The following is a 255-nucleotide window of genomic DNA, read 5'->3' as shown; positions in this document are numbered from 1 at the left end:
AAGCCTAAGTACTCGTGCATGACCGATAGCGAACCAGTACCGTGAGGGAAAGGTGAAAAGCACCCCGACGAGGGGAGTGAAATAGTACCTGAAACCGAATGCCTACAAACAGTTGGAGCCCAAGATTTGTTCTGGGTGACAGCGTACCTTTTGTATAATGGGTCAGCGACTTAGTGTAACGAGCAAGCTTAAGCCGGTAGGTGTAGGCGTAGCGAAAGCGAGTCTGAATAGGGCGTTCAGTTCGTTGCATTAGAC

The 255-nt window shown here is 49.8% G+C and carries 1 rRNA gene; it reads left to right on the top strand.

The features are described from left to right. Nucleotides 1–255: ribosomal RNA gene (locus ACOZHT_RS24475) — 23S ribosomal RNA — on the top strand; the annotation flags it as partial.

It is taken from the genome of Ochrobactrum sp. EDr1-4 (genome assembly GCF_049199085.1).
In the GTDB taxonomy this organism is placed as follows: Bacteria; Pseudomonadota; Alphaproteobacteria; order Rhizobiales; family Rhizobiaceae; genus Brucella.
The sequence above is the reverse complement of the archived record's forward strand: the minus strand, read 5'-3'. Positions and strand labels throughout refer to the sequence as shown.